General features: G+C 61.3%; 22 protein-coding genes. 13 read left to right on the top strand and 9 right to left on the bottom strand.

Features of this window, described 5'->3' with window-relative positions; all coding sequences use genetic code 11:
• Positions 1 to 43: 43 nt before the first annotated feature.
• Complete coding sequence (locus KVQ82_RS25290) at positions 44 to 1420, bottom strand: L-serine ammonia-lyase (protein WP_222016476.1); 1377 nt, start codon at positions 1418 to 1420, stop codon at positions 44 to 46.
• Positions 1421 to 1555: 135 nt separating this feature from the next.
• Between KVQ82_RS25290 and KVQ82_RS25285 the strand changes: the two genes are divergently transcribed.
• Together KVQ82_RS25285 and KVQ82_RS25280 are read left to right on the top strand one after the other, a co-directional pair.
• Complete coding sequence (locus tag KVQ82_RS25285; RefSeq protein WP_123587209.1) at positions 1556 to 2503, top strand: LysR substrate-binding domain-containing protein; 948 nt, start codon at positions 1556 to 1558, stop codon at positions 2501 to 2503.
• A 200-nt stretch (positions 2504 to 2703) separates the two neighbouring features.
• On the top strand, positions 2704 to 3108 hold the full coding sequence (locus tag KVQ82_RS25280) for an HPF/RaiA family ribosome-associated protein (protein ID WP_007968091.1): 405 nt from the start codon (positions 2704 to 2706) through the stop codon (positions 3106 to 3108).
• 112 nt (positions 3109 to 3220) lie between these two features.
• Here KVQ82_RS25280 and fecA read toward each other — a convergent pair whose 3' ends face one another.
• From fecA to KVQ82_RS25265, 3 genes are all read right to left on the bottom strand, one after another.
• Positions 3221 to 5551 carry a TonB-dependent Fe(3+) dicitrate receptor FecA gene (fecA, locus tag KVQ82_RS25275; RefSeq protein WP_222016475.1) on the bottom strand — a complete coding sequence of 777 codons (2331 nt, stop codon included), beginning with the start codon at positions 5549 to 5551 and terminating at the stop codon, positions 3221 to 3223.
• A 177-nt stretch (positions 5552 to 5728) separates the two neighbouring features.
• Positions 5729 to 6661, bottom strand: a complete 933-nt coding sequence (locus tag KVQ82_RS25270; protein WP_222016473.1) for a FecR domain-containing protein — start codon at positions 6659 to 6661, stop codon at positions 5729 to 5731.
• On the bottom strand, positions 6658 to 7146 hold the full coding sequence (locus KVQ82_RS25265) for a sigma-70 family RNA polymerase sigma factor (protein ID WP_086793825.1): 489 nt from the start codon (positions 7144 to 7146) through the stop codon (positions 6658 to 6660). Before KVQ82_RS25265 ends, KVQ82_RS25270 begins: the two co-directional genes overlap by 4 nt.
• Before the next feature lie 179 nt (positions 7147 to 7325).
• Between KVQ82_RS25265 and KVQ82_RS25260 the strand changes: the two genes are divergently transcribed.
• The 6 genes from KVQ82_RS25260 to KVQ82_RS25235 all read left to right on the top strand — a co-directional run bounded on the left by KVQ82_RS25260 (position 7326) and on the right by KVQ82_RS25235 (position 13736).
• Positions 7326 to 7631, top strand: coding sequence for a DUF3649 domain-containing protein (locus KVQ82_RS25260; RefSeq protein WP_041073980.1), 306 nt, complete (start codon positions 7326 to 7328; stop codon positions 7629 to 7631).
• Positions 7628 to 9214, top strand: a complete 1587-nt coding sequence (locus KVQ82_RS25255) for a PepSY domain-containing protein (RefSeq protein ID WP_222016471.1) — start codon at positions 7628 to 7630, stop codon at positions 9212 to 9214. The genes KVQ82_RS25260 and KVQ82_RS25255 overlap by 4 nt, the downstream gene beginning before the upstream one ends.
• Positions 9214 to 9540, top strand: a complete 327-nt coding sequence (locus tag KVQ82_RS25250; RefSeq protein WP_222016469.1) for a DUF3325 domain-containing protein — start codon at positions 9214 to 9216, stop codon at positions 9538 to 9540. Before KVQ82_RS25255 ends, KVQ82_RS25250 begins: the two co-directional genes overlap by 1 nt.
• Position 9541: 1 nt before the next feature.
• Positions 9542 to 10108, top strand: a complete 567-nt coding sequence (locus KVQ82_RS25245) for an RNA polymerase sigma factor (protein WP_041073983.1) — start codon at positions 9542 to 9544, stop codon at positions 10106 to 10108.
• Positions 10105 to 11094 carry a FecR family protein gene (locus KVQ82_RS25240; RefSeq protein WP_222016467.1) on the top strand — a complete coding sequence of 330 codons (990 nt, stop codon included), beginning with the start codon at positions 10105 to 10107 and terminating at the stop codon, positions 11092 to 11094. The genes KVQ82_RS25245 and KVQ82_RS25240 overlap by 4 nt, the downstream gene beginning before the upstream one ends.
• A 212-nt stretch (positions 11095 to 11306) precedes the next feature.
• Positions 11307 to 13736: a TonB-dependent receptor gene (locus KVQ82_RS25235; RefSeq protein WP_222016465.1), complete on the top strand. Its 2430-nt coding sequence runs from the start codon at positions 11307 to 11309 to the stop codon at positions 13734 to 13736.
• Between the two features lie 99 nt (positions 13737 to 13835).
• Here the strand turns inward: KVQ82_RS25235 and KVQ82_RS25230 are convergent, their stop codons facing one another.
• Positions 13836 to 14711 carry an AraC family transcriptional regulator gene (locus KVQ82_RS25230; protein ID WP_222016463.1) on the bottom strand — a complete coding sequence of 292 codons (876 nt, stop codon included), beginning with the start codon at positions 14709 to 14711 and terminating at the stop codon, positions 13836 to 13838.
• A 253-nt stretch (positions 14712 to 14964) separates the two neighbouring features.
• Between KVQ82_RS25230 and KVQ82_RS25225 the strand changes: the two genes are divergently transcribed.
• Complete coding sequence (locus KVQ82_RS25225; protein WP_222016461.1) at positions 14965 to 15867, top strand: DMT family transporter; 903 nt, start codon at positions 14965 to 14967, stop codon at positions 15865 to 15867.
• A gap of 26 nt (positions 15868 to 15893) precedes the next feature.
• Here the strand turns inward: KVQ82_RS25225 and KVQ82_RS25220 are convergent, their stop codons facing one another.
• The 4 genes from KVQ82_RS25220 to KVQ82_RS25205 all read right to left on the bottom strand — a co-directional run bounded on the left by KVQ82_RS25220 (position 15894) and on the right by KVQ82_RS25205 (position 20073).
• On the bottom strand, positions 15894 to 16403 hold the full coding sequence (locus KVQ82_RS25220; protein ID WP_222016459.1) for a DUF2165 family protein: 510 nt from the start codon (positions 16401 to 16403) through the stop codon (positions 15894 to 15896).
• A 148-nt stretch (positions 16404 to 16551) separates the two neighbouring features.
• Positions 16552 to 17526 carry a D-glycerate dehydrogenase gene (locus KVQ82_RS25215; RefSeq protein ID WP_222016457.1) on the bottom strand — a complete coding sequence of 325 codons (975 nt, stop codon included), beginning with the start codon at positions 17524 to 17526 and terminating at the stop codon, positions 16552 to 16554.
• 958 nt (positions 17527 to 18484) lie between these two features.
• Positions 18485 to 18859, bottom strand: coding sequence for a DUF6124 family protein (locus tag KVQ82_RS25210; protein WP_222016455.1), 375 nt, complete (start codon positions 18857 to 18859; stop codon positions 18485 to 18487).
• Positions 18860 to 19104: 245 nt separating this feature from the next.
• On the bottom strand, positions 19105 to 20073 hold the full coding sequence (locus tag KVQ82_RS25205; protein ID WP_025112118.1) for a LysR family transcriptional regulator: 969 nt from the start codon (positions 20071 to 20073) through the stop codon (positions 19105 to 19107).
• Between the two features lie 282 nt (positions 20074 to 20355).
• Between KVQ82_RS25205 and KVQ82_RS25200 the strand changes: the two genes are divergently transcribed.
• The 4 genes from KVQ82_RS25200 to KVQ82_RS25185 all read left to right on the top strand — a co-directional run bounded on the left by KVQ82_RS25200 (position 20356) and on the right by KVQ82_RS25185 (position 25348).
• A complete protein-coding gene (locus tag KVQ82_RS25200; protein ID WP_222016452.1) occupies positions 20356 to 21855 on the top strand; it encodes an efflux transporter outer membrane subunit in 1500 nt (499 codons plus the stop codon).
• A gap of 233 nt (positions 21856 to 22088) precedes the next feature.
• Positions 22089 to 24281 carry an FUSC family protein gene (locus tag KVQ82_RS25195; protein WP_222016450.1) on the top strand — a complete coding sequence of 731 codons (2193 nt, stop codon included), beginning with the start codon at positions 22089 to 22091 and terminating at the stop codon, positions 24279 to 24281.
• Complete coding sequence (locus KVQ82_RS25190; protein ID WP_003221811.1) at positions 24271 to 24471, top strand: DUF1656 domain-containing protein; 201 nt, start codon at positions 24271 to 24273, stop codon at positions 24469 to 24471. The genes KVQ82_RS25195 and KVQ82_RS25190 overlap by 11 nt, the downstream gene beginning before the upstream one ends.
• Before the next feature lie 10 nt (positions 24472 to 24481).
• The gene (locus tag KVQ82_RS25185; protein ID WP_222016447.1) at positions 24482 to 25348 is read left to right on the top strand and encodes an HlyD family secretion protein; all 867 of its coding nucleotides are present in this window, start codon (positions 24482 to 24484) and stop codon (positions 25346 to 25348) included.
• Positions 25349 to 25424 lie beyond the last annotated feature (76 nt).

Genomic DNA, 25424 nt, shown 5'->3' with positions numbered 1-25424 from the left:
AGGCCGTTGTCTGCGGCCTGCCGGGGCGGTCAGGGAATGCGCGTCAGCACTCCACCCAGCTCACGGCCAGGCCGCCCCGTGAAGTCTCTTTGTATTTGTCGTGCATGTCGGCGCCGGTGTCGCGCATGGTGCGGATCACCCGGTCGAGGGAAATGAAGTGTTTGCCGTCGCCGCGCAGGGCCATTTGTGTGGCATTGATCGCTTTCACCGCGGCGATGGCATTGCGCTCGATGCACGGCACCTGCACCAGGCCGCCGACCGGGTCGCAGGTCAGGCCGAGGTTGTGTTCCAGGCCGATTTCGGCGGCGTTTTCCAGTTGTTCCGGAGTCGCACCCAGCACTTCAGCGAGGCCCGCCGCGGCCATCGCGCAGGCCGAACCGACCTCGCCCTGGCAGCCGACTTCAGCGCCGGAGATCGAGGCATTTTTCTTGCACAGAATGCCGACGGCGGCGGCGCCCATGAAGAAAGCGACCACGTCATCGTCAGACGCGTCCGGATTGAATTTCATGTAGTAGTGCAGAACGGCCGGAATGATCCCGGCCGCGCCATTGGTCGGCGCGGTGACCATGCGCCCGCCAGCAGCGTTCTCTTCGTTGACGGCGAGGGCGAACAGGTTGACCCACTCCATCGCCGACAGCGTCGAACTGATCACGTTCGGCTTGCCGATTTCCAGCAGGCTGCGGTGCAATTTCGCCGCGCGGCGCGGCACGTTCAGCCCACCGGGCAGGATGCCTTCGTGGCGCAGGCCCTGTTCGACACACTCGCGCATCACCGACCAGATGTGCAGCAGACCGTTACGGATTTCAGCGTCACTGCGCCAGGCCCGTTCGTTGGCCATCATCAGCTCCGACACGCGCAAGTTGTGCTGCTTGCACAGGCTGAGCAGTTCGGCGGCGCTGGAAAAATCGTACGGCAGCACCACGTCGCCGGCCGGCGCCACACCGGACTCGGCTTGCGCCGCTTCGATGATGAAACCGCCGCCAATCGAGTAGTACGTTTGCGTAAACAGCTCGACGCTTTCGCCAAAGGCTGTCAGCGACATGGCGTTGGGGTGGTAGGGCAGGCTTTCGTCCAGCAGCAGGAGATCGTGCTGCCAGTTGAAGGAAATTTCTCTCTGGCCGGCCAGAAGCAACAGGCCGCTTTCGCGCAGTTGCTGGATGCGTGGGTCGATGGTCGCCGGATCGATGCTGTCCGGCCATTCGCCCATCAGGCCCATGACCGTGGCGCGGTCGGTGGCGTGGCCGACGCCGGTGGCCGACAGCGAGCCGTACAAACGGATTTCCACCCGACGCACATCGTTGAGCAAGTGCTGCTCGATCAGCGCCTGGGCGAAGGTCGCGGCGGCGCGCATCGGGCCGACGGTGTGGGAACTGGACGGACCGATGCCGACTTTGAATAGATCGAAAACACTGATAGCCATGCTAAACCCTTACAAGCAATGGAGTAGGAATCGCTGCCATTTTTTGTAGGACAAGCGCAATGTCGGCGATACTGCCCACCTCGGTCCTACGTGACCAACGAAACTTCCTAAGAAAGCCTTTAGCAGGACTAAACGATGAGTCGTCAATTGCACGCCCAGACCTATGTCTGGCTGCAGGTGTTTTCCTGTGCCGCGCGGCACCTGTCGTTCACCCGTTGCGCGGAAGAGCTGCACATCACTCCGGGGGCGGTCAGCCAGCAGATTCGTCAGTTGGAAGAGCGTCTTGGTTTTCGCCTTTTCCATCGCCGGGCGCGAGGGGTCGAGTTAAGTGCGGAAGGCCAGCGGCTGGCCATCACCGTCAATGAGGCCTACGGCAGCATCGATGCTGAATTGCGTCGTCTGGATGCGGGGATGATCAGCGGGATTCTGCGGGTGCGTTCGATTCCGTCGTTCCTCAGCAAATGGCTGACCCCGCGTTTGCCGCGCCTGCAACAGCGCTATCCGGACATCCAGTTACGGCTGGTGGCCGAGGACAGCAGCGTGCCGTTGCACGAGGGCGATTTCGATCTGGCGATTGACCTGAACGACGGCAGTTATCCGGGACTGTTATCCACAACCTTGCTCGACGAGCAGATTTTCCCGGTGTGCGCGCCGAGTTTGCTGCGCGGGCGCCCGCCGCTGCATGGGCCGGCGGATCTGGTGCATTTCCCGTTGTTGCACGACATCACCGCCTGGCGCGGCAGTTATGAATACGCGGAGTGGGAGTTCTATCTGAACGCGATTGGTTTTGAGGGCGCCGACGTACGGCGTGGGCACACGTTCAATCGCAATCACCTGACCATCGAAGCGGCGATCGCCGGTATGGGCGTGGCGATTGCACGGCGCACGTTGCTCAACGATGAGCTGGAGCGCGGGACGTTGATCGTGCCGTTCGGCCTGTCGGTGCCCAACCACAAACGCTACGTGCTGCTGTATGCGCCGGGGGCCTTGAGCCATCCGGGCGTGCGCGCCGTGCATGACTGGCTGGTGGAGGAGGCGGGGATTTTCCGCAGTTTGCACCCGCTGAATGACGGGCAATTGTGAGCAGATTTTGCAGGGTTGCCAGGCGACCCAACTCCCGACCTTACCAGTGACTTGCTCGGTTGTCCGGCTTTTTTTGCGAATGAATATTTATCTTTTTTCAGGGGTTGAAATGTTCGCCGGTCGGGCCGATTGTTGTAACCAGGAGGTCAGGAAATTCAATTCAAGGCCTCTGGCGAGCTAGCTGAAATAAGGGATGAACTATGCAAATCCAAGTCAACAGCGATAACCATATTCAAAGCAGTAAGCGACTGGAGGAGTGGGTACGTACAACTATTGAGAGCACGCTCGACCGTTATGAAGAAGACCTGACCCGTGTCGAAGTCCACCTGAGCGACGAGAACGGCGACAAACCAGGTCCCCATGACTTGCGCTGCCAACTGGAAGCGCGGCCAAAAGGCCATCAACCGATTTCCGTCACCCATAAAGCCGATTCGCTGGAACAGGCGATCGACGGTGCAGCCGAAAAACTGGAACACGCGCTGGAGCACCTGTTTGGCAAACTGCGAGGCAAGCCCCGCGCCGCCATCGTGCCATTCAGCAAGGCGAACGACGCACTGCTGGAAGAAGAGTTTCTGGAGAACGAACAGGCAGCGATCAACAGTTGATGCGCTGATTTTTCAAGCCACCCCATGAGAACGGGCCTGCGCAAGCAGGCCCGTTTTTGTTTGTGTTGCTGAACAGTGTGGCGAGGGAGCAAGCTCCCTCGCCACAGTTTTTTTAGAAAGCTACAGACGTTTGTACATACACCGTGCGCGGTTCACCCACGTACTTGCCCTTGTTGTTGTCATCAAACGAGCGGGTGAAATACTGCGTGTTGAAGATGTTCTTCACCCCCACTGCCACGTTCAGATCCGACAGTTGCGGGCCGAAGTCGTAACCGGCGCGGCTGCTGAACAGCATGTAGCCGGGGATTTTGCCGGTGCTGCCGTCAGCACTTTCCTTGGAGGTGTTGGCGTTGTCGGCGAACTGGTCGCTCTGGAAGCTACTGTCAAAGTTGAGCTTCCACGACCCTTCGGTGTAACCGACGCCAATCGTGCCTTTGTGTTTCGAAGAGAACGGTACGCGGTTGCCCTTGTTCGGCCCGTCTTCGCGGATGGTCGCGTCGACATAGGCATAAGTGGCGTATACATCGAAACCGGCCAGTGCCGGGCTCAAGTCATCCAGTGCGTAATTGACGCTGGTCTCGATGCCCTGATGACGGGTCTCGCCACGGGCGATCACTGAATCATTGGTCTGGTTGCTTTCGTACTGGTTGTCGAAGTTGATCAGAAATGCGCCGATCTCCGCGCGCAATGCACCGTTGTCGTAACGGGTGCCGAGTTCCCAGGTGCGAGCCTTCTCCGGTTTCACTTCGCCGCTGCTCACGCGGTTAGGCATCTGGCTGTACTGCACGCTGCCGAACGAGCCTTCGGTGTTGGCGTACAGATTCCAGCTGTCGGTCAGGTGATACAGCACGTTCAGTGCCGGCAGCGCGGTGTTGTAGTCGCCTTGATATTTGACGTTGGTCAGATTGTTGGTCTGCTGCGACTCGATCATCTCGTAGCGCATGCCCGGGGTGATGGTCCATTTGCCGATGTCGATGCGATCGTCGACGAAGAGTGCATTGGCTTCGGTGCCACCGCGGGTGTCGCGGTCGTTGCGGCTGTTGGTGGTCGGGTATTGGTTGCTGCTGATCGGCGTGCGATAGCGCAACTCGTGGCCGGCCTCGTTGATGTAGCGATAACCGACGCCGACTTCGTGGCTGGTCGGGCCGAGGTCGAAGCCTTGGGCGAAACGTGTTTCGAAACCGCGCACCCAATACTCGCGTGGCGACAGCGAAAGGAAGCTGCCCTGATCCAGATAGCCGCTGCGCAAAGTCTTGGTGAAGAACGTGTTGGCGGTGAATTCGCGGCGATCCTCCTGATAGCGATAGCCAAAGTTGAACATTGTGCGGCGACCCCAGAACTGGTCTTTCAGGCGCGTCGACTGGTACGGATCGGCGTCGTAATCGGCGACGCTCAGGCCACCGGGCATGTCGGCCTTGCCTTCGTAATACTGGGCCATGGCGTTGAAGCTGTTGGCCTCGTCGAGCTGGTATTTGCCCTTGAGAATCAGGTCGTCGATCTCGCTGTCGCTGTGTTCACGCCAGTCGCCACCGCGAGTGCCAGAATACAGCAACGCGCCGCCCAGACCGTTGGCATTGGTGCCGCCGGCCAGCAGATTGGCGCTGGTCTTGAAGCCGTCATGGCTCGACGACGGACTGGTTTCTGTCTGGAACCCACCCTTGACCGTCGGCTCATCGGGGATGGCACGGGTGACGAAGTTGACCACACCGCCGACGTTTTGCGGGCCGTAACGTACCGCGCCGCCGCCACGCACCACATCCACCGCGTCCATGTTGCCCATGCTGATCGGCGCAAACGACAACTGTGGCTGGCCGTAAGGGGCGAACGGCACTGGAATGCCGTCCATCAGTACCGTCGAACGTGCAGCCAGGCGCGGGTTAAGACCGCGAATGCCAAAGTTCAGCGCCATGTCGTGGCTGCCGGTGCCGTTCTTTTCCGGCGCGTTGACCCCGGGGATGCGGTTGAGCACATCGCGCGCCTGGGTCGCGCCTTGGCGTTCGAAGTCTTCACGGCGGATCACGTCGCGGGCGCCCGGATGCTCGAACACGTTGACCTGCGCCGCGTCACCGAGCCAGTCACCGACGACTTTCGAGGCGTCCAGCTCCAGCGCGGTGTCGCCGACCGGTTGCAGGCTGAACGCGTTGTTACCTTCGGCGCGGGCTTGCAGGCCGGTGCCCTCGAGCAATGCATCGAGACCTTGGGCGGCGGTGTAGCTGCCTTCCAGGCCACGACTTTGCACGCCGCGGGTGATCGGCGAACCGAAGGAAATCAGCACGCCGGCCTCACGACCAAACTGGTTGAGGGCGTTTTCCAGCGACGCCGGAGCGATGTGGTAAACCTTGGTTTCGGTGGCCATGGCTGGCAGAGCGCTGAAGCTCAGGCTGGCGCCCAGTACGAGGTTGCGCAGGCGGCGGGCCAGTGGCGTGAGGCGGGTGGGGTGCATGAAGGTTGATCCTGAGAAGGTTGAATCAAAGGGGCTTTCCTTCTCTGTCACGCCAGATCTGAAAAACGGCTCATTTATTTTTCGAGAGCAAAAGATCGCAGTCTTCGCCAGCTCCTTCAGGATGTACACCGAGCCAATGTAGGAGCTGCCGCAGGCTGCGATCTTTTGATCTTGCTGCTAAACCCGAGCCTCGACGCTGACCCAATAGCGGGTAAACCGCCGTACGTTCACCGGCAGACTGATTTGCAGCAGATCCAGAATCCGCTCGCTGTCGTCCAGTGGATAAGTCCCGGAGATCAGCAAGTCGGCCACTTTCGCATCGCAATGCAACTGGCCGCGACGGTAGCGCCCAAGCTCTTCAAGGAAGTCGCCCAGGCGCATGTGCGCGGCGATCAACATGCCGTCCGCCCAGGCGCCGCTGTTGGCGTCCAGTGGCCTGGCTTCGCTGATCGAGGTGGCGCTGAAGCTCAGCTGACGGGCGATGGGCAATAACATCGGCGCACGCCCTTGGGCATTCAACTCCACTTGACCCTCAAACACTGCCACCTGCGTGCGATCGGCGAACTGCCTCACGTTGAGGCGTGCCGCCCGGGTTTGCAGAGTGCCTTGCGCCGTGCGCACTTCGAACGCTTGCGTGGTGCTCAGGAGGATCTCGCCTTCCAGCAGACGGATCAGTCGTTGCGTGCTGTCCACGTCCGCTGCACTGGCGGTATTGAGCTGCAACTGGCTGCCCGTGCCCAGCGCCACCTTGCGGCGCTGACCCAACGGGCTGCGGTAATCGGCGAGCAGCGTCGGCAGCGGATTGTGCTCGCGCATGCCCCAGGTGACGGCGGAACCGGCACCGAGAAGCAGGAGCAATTTGAGCGCCTGACGGCGGCTGGAGGACTTCGGCCCGTTCAACGCGGCATGGGCCAATGGCGAAGATACACCGCGCAAGCGCTGGTTGACCCGCTGCATGTGCTCCCACGCGCGACGGTGTTCGCTGTGGGCGTCCAGCCATTGCTGCCAGGCTTGTTGCTGGCGCGGGGAGAGCGTCCCCTGCTGCATTTCCATCAGCCAGTGCACGGCCTGTTCGGCCACTTGCGCAGAGAAATCCGGGACGCGGTTCATAGGGCGAAATAGCAGCGCAGGGCGGCTTTTTGCAAATGACGCTTGACCGTGGCTACGGAGATGCCCAGCTCGGCGGCGATTTGCGGATAAGTCAGGCCATCGACCTGCGCCAGCAAAAAGGCGCGTTTGACCAAGCGCGGCAAGCCATCGAGCAACTGGTCCAGCTCGATCAGGGTTTGCAGGATGATCGCTTTGTCTTCTTCCGATGGCGCAACCATTTCCGGCATCTGCGCCAGGGTCTCGAGATAGGCGCGTTCCAGGTCCTGGCGACGGTAATGATTGAACAGCACGCGTTTGGCGAGGGTAGTGAGAAAGGCGCGCGGTTCGATGATCGCTGCAGGTTCGCGGGCGCTGAGCACGCGAATGAAGGTGTCCTGGGCCAGATCTGCGGCGCTGTCCGGGCAGCCGAGTCTGCGCCGCAACCAGCCGGTGAGCCAGCTGTGGTGGTCGTGGTAAAGCGATTCGACGGGATGGGCGGACGACAAGGGTATTACTCCGGGCGCATGATCGATGCGTTAGAGAACAAGAACTGTTCGCATTGTAGGGGTGTGTAGCGCTGCCCGGCAATCAGATGCTTTTGCGTATGAGAATATTTATCATTAATATTGCTCGCCTGTTGGTTCGGCTTTATCGGCTGGACGTTTTTTCGTTTCAGGGTCGAAACATGAAAGGCAAACTCGCCTCACTTCCCATGTCCTATCGTCTGGCCATCACCTCGCGGGTGCTGGCGGCGGTGTTCGGCGGCTATCTGGTTGCGGCGCTGGCCAGTGTCGCCCTGACGCTGTGGCTACCGTTGAGTCGTGCCGAAGCGGTGGTGACCGGCATGACCATTTCCTTTCTGGTTTATCTGGTCGCGGTGCTCTGGTGTTTCGCCTGTCGCACGGCGTGGTCGGCGTGGGTCGGTCTGCTGGTGCCCAGCGTGATTCTGGCGACGGTATCCGGCGCCGCGCGGGGCTTGGGCTACGCATGAAGGAGGGCTTTCGTCAGTCGATGGCCTGGCTGCATACCTGGACGGGACTGGTGTTTGGCTGGCTGCTGTTTGCGATTTTCCTGACCGGAACGCTGGCCTATTTCAAGGATGAAATCAGCCACTGGATGCAGCCGGAAATTCCCGTGCACGCCATCGATTCAGCGAACAGCCTGAGCCTGGCGCAAGGCTATCTGCAGCAGCACGCGCCGGCTGCTTCGCGTTGGTTGATTGATTTGCCGAATGCCCGTGATCCTGCGTTGACTGTGCGCTGGCAAGACACACCGGCCGAAGCCGGCAAGCGCGGAAGCTTCACGCAAAAAACACTCGATGCGCAGACCGGTGCAGAAATACACGCCCGGGACAGCCGGGGCGGCGAGTTCTTTTATCGCTTCCATTTCCAGCTGCAAATGCCTTATCCGTGGGGCCGCTGGCTGGCGACGACAGCCGCGATGGTAATGTTCATTGCGCTGATCACCGGCATCATCACCCACAAGAAAATCTTCAAGGACTTCTTCACCTTTCGCCCGCGCAAAGGCCAGCGTTCATGGCTCGACGGGCATAACGCGGTCGGCGTGCTGGTGCTGCCGTTTCATCTGATGATCACTTACAGCAGCCTGGTGATTTTCATGGCGATGGTCATGCCGGCCAGCATACTGGCGTCCTACGGCACTGATCGCGAAGCGTTTTACCAAGACATGTTTCCCGAAACGCCAACCCCGCGACGCGCCGCTCAAGCGAGTTCGCTGCCACCGCTGGCACCCTTTTTGGTACGGGCAAGCGAGCAGTGGGCGGGGGGGCATACGGCGCGGGTCAGCGTCATCAACCCCGGCGACGCCAATGCCACGGTGCAGCTGTCGCGCGCGAGTTCTGACCGGATCGCCTATGAGTACGCCAGCAACCTGACCTTCAACGGCGTCACCGGGCAGATGCTCGGCGCCACGCCCGACAAGCCGCTGCCGATGACGATCGCCAGTGGTTTCTACGGTTTGCACATCGGTCATTTCGCCGGCCCGATCCTGCGTTGGCTGTACTTCATCTGCGGTCTGGCGAGTACCGCGATGATCGGCACCGGGCTGGTGATCTGGCTCGGCAAGCGCCAGCTCAAACATGCCAAAAGCGGCGTGATGCCGTTCGAATTGCGCGTGGTGGAGGTGCTGAACATCGCCAGCATGGCCGGGCTGACAGCGGCGGTGGCGGTGTTCTTTTTGGCCAATCGCCTGTTGCCGGCGGACCTGGCCGGGCGCGCCGATCAAGAAGTGAATGCGTTTTTTATCGCCTGGGCCTTGAGCGTGGTGCATGCGCTGCTGTGCAAGGGGCGAACGGCCTGGGTCGAACAGCTGGGGCTGGCTGGCGTGCTGTTTATCGCGGTGCCACTGATCAATCTGGCCACGCCATGGAGTCTCGGCGTAACGCTGGCGCAAGGCGACTGGACGCTGGCGGGTTTCGATCTGACGTGCCTGGGCGCAGGCCTGTTCCTCGGTTGGGCCGCCTGGAAAATGCAGCGTGCCGGCAGCGCCGTCAGCGTGAAAAAAACTCCCCGCGAAAAGCCGCGGCCGATCACGCTTGAGCAGGAGGTGAGCTGATGTTGCTGGCGTTGTTGCTGTGCTATGCCGGGTTCAGCGCGTTGTGTCTGTCGATGCCACGGCACCACGATGAGCTGCTTGGCAACAAACCCTCGGCCCGACGTGCACGGGTTCTGAAACTCGCCGGGTGGCTGTTGCTCGGGCTGTCGCTCTGGGCAGCTGTCGGGGCGAACGGCTGGGGTTTCGGTCTGGTCGACTGGTTCGCGGTGCTCATGCTCAGCGCCTTGGCGTTGGTGTTGTTGCTGCCCTATCGCCCACGTCTGGCACTCGCACTGGCCGGGTTGAGCCTGCTGGCCAGTCCGGTCGCTGCTTGGGCGCGGTGCTGAGATGCTGATCGGTCATCCTCCGGAATCTCGCGACGACGAGCCGCACGGCGCGCGTGCGCATTTTCTCCAGGTGTTCCTGTCGCAGCGCTCGCAAATGGAAGCGCTGGTCAACCGGCGCGTTGGTTGCCGGGCCACGGCGGCGGATCTGGTGCAGGACCTGTTCCTGCGTTTCTGGCGGCGGCCGCTGGTGCAGGTCGAAGAACTCAGCACCTACCTGTTGCGTTGCGCCGGCAACATCGCCATCGATCATTTGCGCAGCGAAGGCACGCGGGTGCGGATCAACGAGGGCTGGCAACCGGATGCGCCGGACAGCCACGGCAGCGAACCGCAAGCCGCGCTCGAAGCGGGCAATGATCTGCGCCATGTCGAGGCGGCGTTGCGCGCCTTGCCCGAGCGCACCCGGCAGATTTTTTTGCTCAATCGCATTCACGGTCGCAAGTACGCAGACATCGCCAAGGCGATGGGCCTGTCTCAAAGTGCCGTGGAAAAACATATGATGCGCGCCCTTGAGGCCTGCAAGGCCAGCCTGCGCGAACCCGCGCCACGCCTGCCAGGGAAAGCACCGTGAAAGCCACCGACCGCGTCATCCCCACGCCCGCTCAGGAACAGGCCGCACTCGCCTGGCTGAGTCTGCTGCACGACCGCCCGAGCACCGGCGATCAACTGACCTTCAGCCAGTGGCTGCGCGCCGACCCGGCTCACGCCGAGGCCTACGCCCAGGCGCAAGTCGTGTGGGAGTTGAGCGAAAGTCCGGCGCGCACCCTGGCCGATGAGGACGCGTTTGCGTTGCAGGGCTACCTCAATGCAATGGAGCGTCCACGTCGTTCAACGCTGCTGCGCTGGTCGGGCGCGCTGGCGATGGCCGCGTGTCTGATGCTGATGATCAGCCTTGGCACGGGTTGGCAGCCGCAGCGCTGGATCGATGATCTGGGTGCCGATTACGTTTCGGCACCGGGGGAAGTCCGCACGGTGACCCTGGCCGATCAATCGCAAGTCACGCTGGATGCCGACAGTGCCATCGCGGTGGATTTCAGTCATGGCGAGCGGCATGTGCAATTGCGTCGCGGTGCCGGATTTTTCAGTGTGACGCACACCGGTGACCCCTTTGTGGTCGAGGCTGAGAAAGGCGAGGCGCGGGTCCTCGGTACGCAGTTCGAAGTGCGTCTGCAACCGCAGGGCGCGCAGGTCACGGTGTTGTCCGGGCGCGTTGGCGTGACGGCGGATCGCAATGCGCAACAGCAGATTCTGACGGCTGGCCAGCAAGTGGCTTACGGACAAGGCCGCGCAGAAAAACTGCACGCCGTGGACAGCGAAGCACAACTGGCCTGGCGGCAGGGCTGGCTGACATACTACAAGGCGTCGCTGGCCGATGTGGTGCAGGATTTGCGTCGCTATTACCCAGGGCGGATTGTTGTACTCAACGATGAGTTGGCTGCGCGCAAGGTCAGCGGCAGTTTTCCGAGCGAGGATCCGCAGGCTGTTTTGAGTTCGCTGCAAGGGGTGATGGGGTTTGAGCAGCGTCAGGTGTTGGGGCATCTGATTATTCTGCGATGAGGGGGCTGGCCCTTTCGCGAGCAGGCTCGCTCCCACCTTTGGAATGCATTCCCTGTGGGAGCGAGCCTGCTCGCGAAGGCGTCGGCACTGAAAACGCACGTCCCAAAAAATATTTTCAAGTTTGTGGTGAGGTAAACCACAGCCCCATCCGTGTAGTGACTGAAACTGCGAGTCATTCGCATCCGTTGCGGTTCTACACAGGTCATTGAGCAATGAAGTCCAGGGCAAAATCGGGTTCGGTCAAACAGTGGTTGGGCGTTTCGGCATTGAGTTTTTCAGCATTGGCGCTGTTGCCGATGAGCGTTGCACTCGCCGCTGAAGCCGTCAGCAGCCCCGCGCAGAAGCAGTTCAATTTTTCCCTGAGCGCCAAACCGCTGCCCCAGGCCCTGAGCGATTTCAGCCGCGTCACCGGGCAGAGCGTGGTCTACACCGATGAGGCGCCGTACGGCATTAACGCCCCGGCCGTCAGCGGCCAGATGAGCGCCGAACAAGCGCTGCAACGCCTGCTCAGTGGTTCGGGCATGACCTTCCGCCGTACCGACAGCCACACCCTGGCGCTGGAACCGCAGCCCACCGCCGGTGCGCTCAACCTCGGCGCCACCACCATCACCTCGTCCCGCGACGAGTCGATGAGCTACCAGCCGCCGCAGACCAGTTCGGTGATGCGCTCCTCGGCGTCGCTGCAGGAAATCCCGCAGACCGTCAACGTGATCCCGGCCCAGGTGATCCGCGATCAGGCCCCGCGCAATCTCGACGATGCGCTGGCCAATGTCAGCGGCATCACCCAGGGCAACACCTTGGGCAGCACCCAGGACTCGGTGATGACCCGCGGCTTCGGCGACAACCGCAATGGCTCGATCATGCGCGACGGGATGCCGATCGTGCAGGGCCGTGGCATGAACGCGACGGTCGATCGGGTCGAAGTGCTCAAGGGCCCGGCCTCGTTGCTCTACGGCATTCAGGACCCGGGCGGGGTGGTCAATCTGGTGAGCAAAAAGCCGGAATTGACCCAATACAACGCGCTGACCCTGCGCGGTTCGAGCTACGGCGACGGCAAGAATGGCAGCGGCGGCACCTTCGACAGCACCGGGGCACTGGGTGAATCCGGGCTGGCCTACCGGCTGGTGCTGGACCATGAAGACGAAGATTACTGGCGCAACTACGGCACCCATCGCGAGACGCTGATCGCGCCTTCGCTGGCCTGGTATGGCGAGCGCACCCAGCTGTCGTTCGGCTACGAGCATCGCGAGTTCCTCACGCCGTTCGACCGGGGCACGGTGATCGATCCGCGCACCAACCACCCGCTGGACATCTCGCGCAACGAGCGTCTGGACGAGCCGTTCAACGACATGGATGGCCGCTCGGACCTCTACCATTTCGAGGCCGACCACGAACTCAACGACGACTGGAAAGCCCACTTCGGTTACAGCTGGAACCGCGAAACCTACGACGCCAGCCAAGTCCGCGTGACCGCCATCGACACCAAAAAAGGCACACTGACCCGCAGCATGGACGGCACGCGAGGCGCGATCAGCACCGACCGCTTCACCACCGCCAGCCTTGAGGGCAAGGTCAACCTGCTGGGCATGCAACATGATCTGGTGTTCGGCGTCGACGACGAGTACCGCAAAATCTACCGTGCCGACCTGATCCGACAGAAAAGCCTGAGCACCTTCAGCTACGTCAATCCGGTGTATGGCCGTGAAGTCGAAGGCACCACGGTCAGCCCGGCGGACAGCGCGCAGACCGATCTGCTGCGCAGCGATTCGGTGTTTCTGCAGGACTCCATTCACCTCAATGACCAATGGATTCTGGTCGCCGGTGGACGTTTTCAGGAGTACGACCAGTACGCCGGCAAGGGGGTGCCGTTCAAGGCCAACACCGACAGCAACGGGCAGAAGTTCGTACCGCGCGCCGGTCTGGTGTATCGCTACACCGACGAGTTGTCGTTCTACGGCAGCTACACCGAATCGTTCAAACCCAACTCGACCATCGCCCCGCTCAGCGGCAGCAGCACCGTGCTCGACGGCAGCATCGCGCCGGAAGAAGCCAAGTCGTGGGAACTGGGGGCGCGTCTGGATATGCCAGGGCGCATCACTGGCAATATCGCGTTGTTCGACATCAAGAAGCGCAACGTGCTGGTCTCCAATTCTGAAGGCCCGACCACGATCTACAGCGCGGCTGGCGAAGTGCGTTCCCGAGGCCTGGAACTGGACCTGACCGGTCAACTGACTGACCGTTGGAGCCTGATCGGCGCCTATGCCTACACCGATGCCGAGGTCACCGAAGACCCCGACTACAAAGGCAATCGCCTGCAGAACGTGGCGAAAAACAGCGGCTCATTGTCGGCGGTGTATGACTTCGGCAGCGTGATCGGTGGCGATCAGCTGCGGGTCGGCGCCGGGGCGCGGTATGTTGGTGAGCGCGCGGGCAACGCGGTGAATGATTTCGACCTGCCGAGCTACACCGTGGCCGATGCGTTCGCCACTTACGACACCCGACTCGAAGGGCAGAAGGTCAAGTTCCAGCTCAACGTGAAGAACCTGTTTGACCGCACCTACTACACCTCGGCGGCGAGCCGGTTCTTTGTATCGATGGGCGATTCGCGGCAGATTTCGCTCTCCAGCACGCTGGAGTTCTGATCCGAAAACAGCAAAAGATCGCAGCCTGCGGCAGCTCCTACAGTTGGAATGCGTTTCCCCTGTAGGAGCTGCCGCAGGCTGCGATCTTTTGATCTGGCTCTAACGCAAAAACGCCTGCCGATATTCCCCAGGCGTCCCACCCAACACTTGGCGAAACCGGTTGGTGAAATGACTGGCGCTGGCAAACCCGCATGCCAGCGCAATCTCTCCCAGCGGCAACGCGGTGCAGCGTAACAACTCCCGCGCCCGGCTCATGCGTCGCGCCAGCACGTACTGATGCGGCGGCAAGCCGAAGCTCACGCGAAACATCCGCGCAAAGTGGTATTCCGACAACGCACATAGACCGGCGAGTTGCCCTAGGCTGATCGGTTCGGCCAATTGACTGTCGATGAACTCCACCAACTGCCGGCGCTGGTGGGGCGCCAGTCCGCCCTTGAGGCGCAAACCCTGGCGCGCGCCGACCTGGCTGAGCAGGGTGTGGCTGATCAATTCGTGAGCGAGGCTGCTGGTCAGCAAACGTTCGGCCGGCTCGTCCCAGTTCAGCGTGAGCAATTGCCGAAAGCGCTGTGCCTGTTGCGGATCTTCGAGAAAAGTCTGCTCGCGCAACTGCATTTCTCGCGGCTCGCGATCGAGCAAGGTGACGCAGCCCAACGCAAATTGCTCGGCACTGAAATACAGGTGAGCGAGGCGAATGTCACCGTTGATCACCCAGCCGGATTGGTGATCGGCGGGCAGGATGCACAACTTGTCCGGCCCGCCCTTGTGCCCCGGCTGCCCGCGCCGAAAGGTGCCGGTGCCGCCGGCGATGTAGCAGGACAGCGTGTGGTGGCTCGGCGCTTCGTACTCCTGGGCATCATGATGGTTGGTCCACAAAGCCGCAGACAAGCCGTCACCGAGCTCGGCGCTGTGCACAAGGCGTGCGTTCGGCGAGCGGTTGAGGGCTTGAAAGACTTGCAGGGTATCAATAGCGGCCATGTGCGGTTCTCTCCAACGCCTTGCATCCTACTCCGTAGCCTTCGCGCTGCCAGCCTGTCGGGCGACAAAAGCGCAAGAATCTGCAAGCGCCCCGATCGTTGCTGCCGCATCCTGAATCTCCATACAACACAACCCTGTGGCGAGGTAGCTTGCTCCCGCCGGGCTGCACAGCGGCCCCATCAGTGAGTGCTATGCACTCAAGCGCGAGCAAGCTCGCTCGCCACAGAGGTCCGGTGTCCTTAGGAGTCTCGCCATGAACCTTTCGCTGTATCTGCTGACTGTGCTGATCTGGGGCACCACCTGGATTGCCCTGAAATGGCAATTGGGGGTGGTGGCGATTCCGGTGTCGATCGTCTATCGCTTCGGCCTCGCCGCGCTGGTGCTGTTCGTGCTGTTGCTGCTCAGTCGGCGCCTGCAACCGATGAATCGCCGCGGTCATTTGATCTGCGTGGCGCAGGGGTTGTGCCTGTTCTGTGTCAACTTCATGTGCTTTCTGACGGCCAGCCAGTGGATTCCCAGCGGTCTGGTGGCGGTGGTGTTTTCCACCGCCACCTTGTGGAACGCGCTCAATGCGCGGGTGTTCTTCGGCCAGCGCATTGCGCGCAATGTGCTGATGGGGGGCGCGCTCGGTTTGTTCGGTCTGGGGATGTTGTTCTGGCCGGAACTGTCCGGCCATCAAGCCAGTCCGCAGACCTTGCTCGGTCTGGCGTTGGCCCTGTGCGGCACGCTGTGTTTCTCGGCGGGCAACATGCTGTCGAGTCTGCAGCAGAAGGCCGGTCTGAAACCGTTGACCACCAATGCCTGGGGCATGGCCTACGGGGCGGCGATGTTGTCGGTGTGGTGCCTGGTCAAAGGTATTGCGTTCGACATGGACTGGTCGCCACGTTACGTCGGCGCGCTGTTGTATCTGGTGATCCCGGGTTCAGTGATTGGCTTCACTGCCTACCTGACGCTGGTCGGGCGCATGGGCCCGGAGCGCGCGGCCTATTGCACAGTGTTGTTCCCGGTGGTGGCGCTAAACGTTTCGGCGTTTGCCGAAGGCTACCAGTGGACTGCTCCGGCGCTGGTCGGCCTGGTGTTGGTCATGCTTGGCAACGTCTTGGTATTTCGTAAACCTCGTGCCGTGGCATTGCCCCGTCAGGGCAAGTTGGCGTGAGGCTGTAACTGTGCGAGCGCTGATGTTCAGCGCTCGACTTTTATCACGATGTAAATCATCAACGGCAAGATAAAGTCGACAATATGTCGGGCCCAATCCTTGGCGTTCCAGATCTTTGAAGTGTCCATGTCGAACCATTCGACACCGACAACTTGAAAACATACGTAGTAGATGAAAACAGCGATTAAAAGACCAATGATCGAAAACTTCTTGGCTTCATGGAATTCCTCGCTGGAGCCGTTGATGTTCTTGAGTAATTGATAGACACCCAACATGCAAAATGCGCTGAAAGTGACTTCCAGGGTAATGATCAGCCAATAGATACGGTGGTGCAGCATTGGCGAGGTGATGGCGCGGTAGCGCAGGTTGGCGTTGTGTTCGGTCGTGTCCATGCTCAGGACGTGCGCGACATATTCGTAGTTTGAACCGTAGTCGGTGAAATTGCTGAACATCATCAGCAAGCCAAAAAAACTGAAGTAACTCATCAGTATGACTTTGCTGTAGCGGATAATTTTATCCATGGTCAGAGCGTTCAAGTGTGTTCTCCATAACATTTGTCGAGGGTTCGATATGTCGGGAGAGTTTATAGCGGGGTCTATTGTTTTGGTGTCGGGTTGAATTGCAAAGTATGTGGGCGTGCATAACGTGTCGGGCAAGTGTCTTTTGGCACTTGCCCGATTTTGTTTAACCGCGCCAGACCTGCGGGTTCACCAGATCCTTTGGACGCTCGCCCATCAAGGCGCTGCGCAGGTTGGCCAGCGCGCGATTGGCCATGGCTTCGCGGGTTTCTCCGGTGGCCGAGCCGATGTGCGGCAATGTCACAGCATTTTTCAACTGGAACAGCGGGGACTCGGCCAGCGGTTCTTTTTCGTAGACGTCGAGACCGGCGCCACGGATGCGATTGTTCTGCAGCGCCTCGATCAGCGCTGGCTCATCGACCACCGGACCACGGGAGATGTTGACCAGGATCGCGCCCGGCTTCATCAGGCCCAGTTCGCGATGGCTGATCAGGTGGCGGGTCTTGTCGCTGAGCGGCACCACCAGGCAGACGAAATCGGCTTCGGCGAGCAACTGGTCGAGGCTGCGAAAGTGTGCGCCGAGTTGTTGTTCCAGTTCGGGCTTGCGGCTGTTGCTGCTGTAGATAATCGGCATGTTGAAGCCGAAGTGGCCACGGCGGGCGACGGCGGCGCCGATGTTGCCCATGCCGACGATGCCCAGGGTCTTGCCGTGGACGTCGCAGCCGAACAATGGCGCGCCGACGCTGGCTTGCCACTGCCCGGCCTTGGTCCAGGCATCGAGTTCGGCGACGCGGCGGGCGCTGCTCATGATCAGGGCGAAGGCGAGGTCGGCGGTGCTTTCGGTGAGCACGTCCGGGGTGTTGGTGAGCATGATTCCGCGTTGGTTGAAGTAATCGAGGTCGTAGTTGTCGTAGCCGACGGAGACGCTGGAGACCACTTCGAGTTTTGTGGCGGTTTCGAGTTGGGCTTTGCCGAGTTTACGGCCGACGCCGATCAGTCCGTGGGCGTGGGGCAGGGCTTCGTTGAATTGGGCGTTGATGTCACCGTTCTTCGGGTTGGGGACGATGACGTCGAACTCTTGCTGGAGGCGTTCGATCATGGGCGGGGTGATGCGGCTGAAGGCCAGGACTGTTTTTTTCATTGGGCTTGGGCTCGGCTGTCTTTATTACCAAGCACGCTAACATTTCTTTGTGGGGTTTGGCTTGTCTTGGCGGCCTCTGGGCCGACCATGCTCCTGGGGTTTTGGGTGTTTATCCGTTGCTTCGGGTGTTGCGGCTGGCGGTTTCGCCCTTACGGCGAGTCACTTTTGCAGACGCCCAAAAGTAACCAAAACGCTGGGCCCCGGCGTACGGCCCTCGCTCAGGCTCGGGTACCTTCGTTGCGGGGTTCATCCGGGGGCATCGCCTCCGGTTTGCTTCGCTGCACCTCCTCTCGATGTGTTCGACTGCGTCGAACGGTCGCTGCGCTCCCACCCCCGGATAACCCCCTCCACTCAGCCTGCCGAAGGGGCCGGCACGGCAAGATCAAGAGCTGCAGCCGAGCTAACGCTCATCCTGTTGAATGGTGAAAAGCATGCGGTTTGCCTGGACTGCTTTGCTTTTCTGTAGGAGTGAGCTTGCTCGCGAAGGCGGCCTGGCAGCCGACCTGGATCTAACTCAATCCACTCAGTCCTTGTGGGAGCTGGCTTGCCAGCGAAGGCGGCCTGACAGCCGACCTGGAACTAACTGAATCCACTCAGTCCTTGTGGGAGCTGGCTTGCCAGCGAAGGCGGCCTGACAGCCGACCTGGATCTAACTCAATCCATTCAATCCTTGTGGGAGCTGGCTTGCCAGCGAAGGCGGCCTGACAGCCGACCTGGAACTAACTGAATCCACTCCATCCTTTTGGGAGCTGGCTTGCCAGCGAAGGCGGCCTGACAGCCGACCTGGAACTAACTGAATCCACTCAATCCTTGTGGGAGCTGGCTTGCCAGCGAAGGCGGCCTGATAGCCGACCTGGAACTAACTGAATCCACTCAGTCCTTGTGGGAGCTGGCTTGCTCGCGAAGGCGGCCTGACAGCCGACCAGTCTCTAACCGACTCGCCCGCTCCCACAATGGCTCAGCTGTGTGCTGCAGATTGGCTGCTTTCCACGTTATCCAGCACCCGATTCACCGCCAGTTCGGCGAGCATGATGATTTGCTGGATCGCCAGTATCGTTTGTCGCTGCGGGCTGTCGACGTAGGCCGCAATGTCGCTGGTCATGATGCTCGCCGAGGCCAGTGATTCACAGGCGTGAACCAGCAGGCTTTCGTTGTCCATGTCGGGGGCGACCTGGAACATGCTGCTGGGTTTGTGGCATCTCACAGCGGCGGCGGGCGGTTTCAGGTAGTGGTCGAGGGCGCGTTCGGCGGCGTCGTGGAGCTTTTTTGAATCGAGGGATTCGTAGGGGGAGGTGCTTTCCGCTTGGGGCGGATTTTGGTTGGGATTAGGCATGGTGAAATTCCTTAGGTGCGCCATTCATAATCCGAGCGACCAAGCCCGTTCGCTGAGTTTTCAGCGATCGGAAAAGCCTATCCATCCCACTTCCGAGCCACAACCGTCAAAACCTGTCGGAAAACTCCCTTCAAATCACCGCTTCTGTAGGAGCTGCCGCAGGCTGCGATCTTTTGATTTTTAAACATCAAAGGCAAAGATCGCAGCCTTCGGCAGCTCCTACAGGTTTGGCGGTGTGTTTAAGGTCAGTTGGCGACGCGGGCGCCGGCGAGGCTGCCGCTGAGTTCGTAGGCGGCCAGTTCTGCCTGGTGCGCGGCAAGGATTTCCGGCAGTGACCCGCGCAAATACTCGACCCAGGTCTTGATTTTCGCGTCCAGGTATTGCCGCGACGGGTAGATCGCGTACAGGTTGAGTTCCTGCGAGCGGTAGTTGGGCATCATCCGCACCAGCGTGCCGTTGCGCAGGCCTTCGATGGCGGCGTAGACCGGCAGGACGCCGACGCCCATGCCACTGATGATCGCGGCCTTCATCGCGTCGGCGGAGTTCACCAGGAACGGCGAGCTGTTGATGGTGACCATTTCCTGGCCGTCGGGGCCGTTGAAGGCCCATTTTTCCAGGGGTATCACCGGGCTGACGAGGCGCAGGCAGGCGTGGTTCAGCAGGTCGCTGGGTTTTTGCGCGCAGCCGTTGGCTTTCACGTAGGCCGGGGAGGCGCAGACGATGCTGTAGGTGATGCCCAGGCGTTGCGAGACGAAGCCCGAGTCCGGCAGTTCGCTGGCCAGCACGATGGACACGTCGTAGCCTTCGTCGAGCAGGTCCGGCACGCGGTTGGCCATGGTCAGGTCGAAGGTCACGTCCGGGTGGGTCTTGCGGTAGCGGGCGATGGCGTCGATCACGAAGTGCTGGCCGATACCGGTCATGGTGTGCACCTTCAGTTGGCCGGCGGGGCGCGCGTGGGCTTCGCTGGCCTCGGCTTCGGCTTCTTCGACATAGGCCAGGATCTGTTCGCAGCGCAGCAGGTAGCGCTTGCCGGCCTCGGTCAGGGCGATGCGCCGGGTCGTGCGATTGAGCAGGCGGGTTTGCAGGTGGGCTTCCAGGTTGGAGACCGCGCGCGAGACGTTGGCCGTGGTGGTGTCGAGTTGCACGGCGGCAGCGGTGAAGCTGCCAGCTTCGGCCACGCAACTGAAGGCGCGCATGTTTTGCAATGTGTCCATGGGGTGCTCTCAAGGGAGATGGCAAATTGTGACACGAAGTTTCAGGGGCTGAGACCCCCGACCAAGGGATTATCTCGTTAACGGTAACAAAGATTCACAGGAATCCCAGCTTATCGCCACCAAGGCGCCCACCTAGAATTGCGCCGTGCCCATGTAGGAGCTGTCGAAGGCTGCGATCTTTTGATTCTGTTTTAAGGGAATCAGGATCAAAGATCGCAGCCTTCGCCAGCTCCTACAGAAGGGAACACGTCCCGCCTTATCCTCTTTCAGGAATTCGCAGCTGTGCCGCGTCGCATCAACAGAGCGCTTTTGCCGCTCAGTGTTCTGGCTTTTACTTTGGGTCTTGGCGGCTGCATCGGTACCGGAGGAATTGCCCCGCAGGGCAAGGCACTGGAGGCCAATACCCTGGCCACCGACGATGCGATTGCCCACGCCGCCAAAGACGCCAATTGGCCCACCGCACAATGGTGGCAAGCCTACGGCGACCCGCAACTCAATCGCTGGATCGACCTCGCCGTGCAGGGCAGTCCGAGCATGGCCATGGCCGCTGCACGAGTGCGTCAGGCCAAGGCGCTGGCCGGTGTCGCCGAGGCCGCCGAGTCGTTGCAGATCAATGGCGAGTCAACGCTCAAGCGCCACAACTGGCCGACCGACCAGTTCTACGGCCCGGGCGAGCTGGCCAACACCACCACCTGGGACAACAACGCCGCGCTGGGTTTCAGCTACGCCCTCGACCTCTGGGGCCGCGAAAGCAATGCCAGCGAACGCGCGGTGGATCTGGCGCACATGAGCGCCGCCGAAGCACGGCTGGCGCAGCTGGAATTGCAGAACAACCTCGTGCGCGCCTACATCGAGCTGTCGCTGCATTACGCCCAGCGCGATATCGTCGCCGCGACGCTCAAGCAGCAACAGCAGATTCTGGATCTGGCGCAGAAGCGTCTGGATGGCGGGATCGGCACGCACTTCGAAGTCAGTCAGGCCGAAACACCGTTGCCTGAAACCCATCGGCAACTGGATGCGCTGGACGAAGAAATCGCCCTGAGCCGCAACCAGATCGCCGCGCTGGCGGGCAAAGGCCCGGGCGCGGGCGCGCAGTTGCAGCGGCCGACGCTGGCGCTGGGTGCTGCGCTGAAACTGCCGTCGGCATTGCCCGCCGAGTTGCTCGGTCAGCGCCCGGACGTGGTCGCCAGTCGCTGGCAGGTCGCGGCGCAGGCGCGCGGTATTGATGTTGCGCATGCCGGTTTCTATCCCAACGTCGATCTGGTTGGCAGCCTCGGCTACATGGCCACCGGCGGCGGGGCGCTGGAGTTTTTGACTGGCAAGAAGCTCAACTACAACGTCGGCCCGGCGATCTCGCTGCCGATCTTCGACGGTGGGCGTTTGCGCAGCGAACTGGGCGAAGCGTCTGCCGGCTATGACATTGCCGTGGCGCATTACAACCAGACGCTGGCCAATGCGCTGAAGAACATCTCCGACCAGTTGATCCGCCGCGAGTCGATGGACAAGCAGCAAGCCTTCGCCGCCGAATCCGTGGCCACCGCGCAGAAGACCTACGACATCGCGATGATCGCCTATCAGCGCGGCCTCACCGATTACCTCAACGTGCTCAATGCGCAGACCTTGCTGTTCAAGCAACAGCAAGTGCAGCAGCAGGTGCAGGCGGCGCGCTTGAGTGCGCATGCCGAGCTGGTGACGGCGTTGGGTGGCGGCCTCGGGGCGGGTAATGACGTGCCGACTGCCGAGCAAACAGCAGCCCCGAAAACCCCGACCCTGTTGCGGTGAACACACAATCCACTACACAAAACCTTTGTGGTGAGGGGATTTATCCCCGATGGGCTGCGGAGCAGTCCCAAAACCTGCAAACCGGTTCTGCTTGGCACACCGCATTGGCTTTTCTTGGGGCTGCTGTGCAACCCATCGGGGATAAATCCCCTCACCACAGAGTTTGTGTTCACCACAAAAATTGATGTTTGCCACAGATAACTCTTCAGTCCTCAATCATTGAGCAAGATTTAATGACTCCCTTGCCCGCACCTCTACGCTGGCTCTCCTCCCTGGAATGGCGCCGTGGCTTCTTTGACTGGGCGCGCAGTGATGGCGTGACCTGGGTCTACATCTTCAAGGTCTTGCTCGCCGCGTTCCTGACGTTATGGCTGGCCATGCGTCTGGAACTGCCACAGCCGCGCACGGCGATGATCACCGTGTTCATCGTCATGCAGCCGCAGAGCGGCCAAGTGTTCGCCAAAAGTTTCTATCGCTTCCTCGGCACGCTGGCCGGGTCGGCAATGATGGTCACGCTGATCGCGCTGTTCGCGCAGAACACCGAATTGTTCCTGGGCTCGCTGGCAATCTGGGTCGGCATCTGTTCGGCGGGTGCGGCGCGCTGCCGTAATTTTCGCGCCTACGGTTTTGTCCTCGCTGGCTACACCGCGGCGATGGTCGGACTGCCGGCGCTGGCACATCCGGACGGTGCGTTCATGGCCGCTGTGTGGCGGGTGCTGGAAATCTCGTTGGGGATTCTCTGCTCGACCGTGATCAGCGCCGCGATCCTGCCGCAAACCGCCAGCGCAGCCATGCGCAACGCGCTGTATCAGCGCTTCGGTGTGTTCGCGCTGTTCGTCACCGATGGCCTGCGCGGGCGCAGCAAGGCCGAGTCGTTCGAAGCGAGCAACGTGCGCTTCATCGCCGAAGCGGTGGGCCTGGAAGGGCTGCGCAGCGTGACCGTGTTCGAAGACCCGCACATGCGTCGGCGCAACGGTCGCCTCAGTCGTCTGAACAGCGAGTTCATGGGCATCACCACGCGCTTCAACGCCTTGCATCAGTTGCTGGAACGCTTGCGCGTGAATGACGAAGAACACGTGGTGGCCGCGATCAGGCCGGGCCTGCAGGACCTGGCCGAAGTGCTCGACGGCTTCAGTGGCCGTGCCTTGACCAGCCCCGACGCGGCACGTTTGGCGACGGCGTTGGCGACGTACAAGGAAGGCCTGCCGACACGCGTGCGAACCTTGCGCGGCATTTTCCAGGAAACCGCTCCGAGTGAAGCCGAGCAACTGGACTTCCACACCGCCTACGAATTGCTCTATCGCTTCGTCGATGACTTGCACAGTTATGCACAGACCCACGCCTCGCTGGCCGATCACCGCCACGAGCGTGAGCGCTGGGACGAGCCGTTCACCCCGCAAACCAACTGGTGGGCCGCGGCGGCTTCGGGGATCCGCGCCTCGTTCATCCTGATTGTGCTGGGCAGCTATTGGGTGGCCACCGCGTGGCCGAGCGGCGCGACCATGACCTTGATCGCCGCCGCCACCGTGGGTTTGTCCGCCGCCACACCGAACCCGAAACGCATGGCGTTCCAGATGGCCTGCGGGACGTTCCTCGGGGCGCTGATCGGCTTCGTCGAGATGTTTTTCATCTTCCCGTGGATCGACGGTTTTCCGCTGTTGTGCGTGATGCTCGCGCCGGTGATCGTGCTCGGTTCGTTCCTCACGTCGCGGCCGCAATATGCCGGGGTCGGCCTGGGGTTGCTGATCTTCTTCAGTACAGGTTCTGTGCCGGACAACCTGACCGTCTACAACCCCTACACGTTCATCAACGACTACATCGCCATGGTCATGGGCATGCTGGTATGCGCGGCGGCGGGGGCAATCATTCTGCCGCCGAACAGCCGCTGGTTGTGGAAGCGTCTGGAGCAGGACCTGCGCGGTCAGGTGGTCTACGCCATCAGCGGCAAACTCAAGGGGCTGGCGTCGAGTTTCGAGAGTCGCACCCGCGATCTGTTGCATCAGGCATACGGCCTCGCTGCCGGCCAGCCGAAGGTACAAAAAAACCTGCTGCGCTGGATGTTCGTGGTGCTCGAAGTCGGCCACGCGATCATCGAGTTGCGCAAGGAACAGGCAATCCTCCCGGTGCACCCGGCGTATTCCGAATCGCAGCCGTGGCGTCAGGCGATCCGCGTCATGGGCCGGGCGCTGGTGCGGCTGTTTCTGCAACCGAACCCGAGCAATCTGGAGCGCGCACTGGTCGCGGTCGATCACGCGATCAGCCGGGTCGCCGCGACCGACGAGCCGTTCGCGCCGCACTTCGACACCTCCGCGCTGCGTCGGGTGAAGAGCTACCTGCACTTCATCCGCACCTCGTTGCTCGACCCGCAATCACCGCTCGCCGCCTATGCCGTCGCCAAGCCCGAAGGACTTGCTCATGCCTCGTGAAATCGCTTTCCACGGCGTGTACATGCCGACCATGACCCTAATGTTTTTTGTCGCCGCGGCGCTGGCCTGGGCGCTGGACCGGTTCCTCTCGGGGTTCGACCTGTACCGCTTTTTCTGGCACCCGGCGCTGCTGCGCCTGAGTCTGTTTACCTGTCTGTTCGGCGCCATGGCGCTGACCGTCTACCGTTGAGAACGTTCTGATGAAAAAGTTTTTCAGCCTGCTCGCGACCCTGCTGGTGTTGGCCCTGGCACTGTGGATTGGCCGGACCCTGTGGGAGCACTACATGAACACCCCGTGGACCCGCGACGGCCGGGTGCGGGCGGACATCATCAACGTCGCGGCTGACGTCACCGGTGAAGTCATCGATGTGCCCGTGCGCGACAACCAGTTGGTGAAGAAGGGCGACCTGTTGATGCAGATCGACCCCGAGCACTACCGCATCGCGGTCAAGCAGGCGCAGTCGCTGGTCGCTTCGCGCAAGTCGACGTGGGAGATGCGCAAAGTCAACGCACATCGCCGCGCCGACCTCGACAACCTGGTGATCTCCAAGGAAAACCGCGACGACGCCAGCAATATCGCCGACGCCGCGCTGGCCGATTACCAACACGCGCAAGCGCAACTGGAAGCCGCCGAACTTAACCTCAAACGCACCGAAGTGCGCGCGGCGGTGGACGGTTACGTGACCAACCTCAACGTGCATCGCGGCGACTACGCGCGCATTGGCGAAGCGAAAATGGCCGTGGTCGACATGAACTCGTTCTGGGTCTACGGCTTCTTCGAAGAGACCAAACTGCCGCACGTGCGCGTGGGTGACAAGGCCGACATGCAACTGATGAGCGGCGAAGTGTTGAAGGGCCACGTGGAGAGCATTTCCCGCGGCATCTACGACCGCGACAACCCGGAAAGCCGCGAGCTGATCGCCGACGTGAACCCGACCTTCAACTGGGTGCGTCTGGCGCAGCGGGTACCGGTGCGCATTCACATCGATGACGTGCCGGAGGGCGTGTTGCTGGCGGCGGGGATTACTTGCACAGTGGTGGTGAAACAGGACGCTGTGGATAACTGAAATACCGAGTCGCTTTCATTCGCGAGCAAGCTCGCTCCCACAGGGGGCCGGGGTGCAACAAACATCCCTTGTGGGA

This window comes from Pseudomonas sp. AO-1 (genome assembly GCF_019775695.1).
GTDB classification, from domain to species: Bacteria; Pseudomonadota; Gammaproteobacteria; order Pseudomonadales; family Pseudomonadaceae; genus Aquipseudomonas; species Aquipseudomonas parakoreensis.
The sequence above is the reverse complement of the archived record's forward strand: the minus strand, read 5'-3'. Positions and strand labels throughout refer to the sequence as shown.